The sequence below is a fragment of the Bacillota bacterium genome, assembly GCA_033549065.1.
Taxonomy (GTDB): Bacteria; Bacillota; Dethiobacteria; order DTU022; family DTU022; genus JAWSUE01.
On record JAWSUE010000045.1, the window covers coordinates 1 to 678 of the forward strand.

General features: G+C 54.4%; 2 protein-coding genes. Both read left to right on the top strand.

Going from position 1 to position 678, the window contains the following annotated elements:
* On the top strand, positions 1–276 hold a 276-nt coding region (locus tag SCJ97_11660; GenBank protein MDW7740684.1), incomplete at its 5' end, for a UDP-glucose/GDP-mannose dehydrogenase family protein.
* 88 nt (positions 277–364) lie between these two features.
* Positions 365–678: glycosyltransferase (locus SCJ97_11665; protein ID MDW7740685.1), on the top strand; the 314-nt coding region annotated here is incomplete at its 3' end.

The following is a 678-nucleotide window of genomic DNA, read 5'->3' on the forward strand; positions in this document are numbered from 1 at the left end:
ATGGGCGCCCGGGTTAAAGTCTACGACCCGGTGGCGATGGATAAGTACAGAGAAACTTTCCCGGAACAGGGCATTATCTACTGCCAGTCGGCCGAAGAGACGGCCCGCGACAGCGACGCTTTGGCCCTGCTCACCGACTGGGACCAGTTCCGCCATCTGAACTGGCCTAAAATAGGCAGCACCATGAGACAGAAGATCATCATCGACGGCCGCAACATGCTCAACTGCGAAGAACTGCAGCAGGAAGGCTTCACCTACAGCGGCATCGGCCGCTAATTCCCATAATTTCCGGGACACATTAGTTAATTATATATTCAGAAAATATAATTAACTAATGTGTCCCCAAATTACGAAGGGGTCGGATATGAAGATAGCCTTCATTATTACCCGGGCAGATGACCTGGGCGGGGCGCAGATCCATGTTATCAGCCTGGCGGGAGCGCTGCAGGAGCGAGGTCATGAGGTGACGGTGCTGGCCGGACTGGGCGGCACGTTATTTGAATCACTGGTCTTAAAAGGGGTGAGCTGCCGCCTGCTGACGAGACTGATTCACCCGATCAGCCTCCTGGAAGACTGGATGGCCTTAAAAGAGATTAAAGCGATTCTCTCTGAGCTGAAGCCCGACCTGGTGACCACGCACTCAAACAAGGCCGGACTGTTGGGACGGATGGCGGCCAG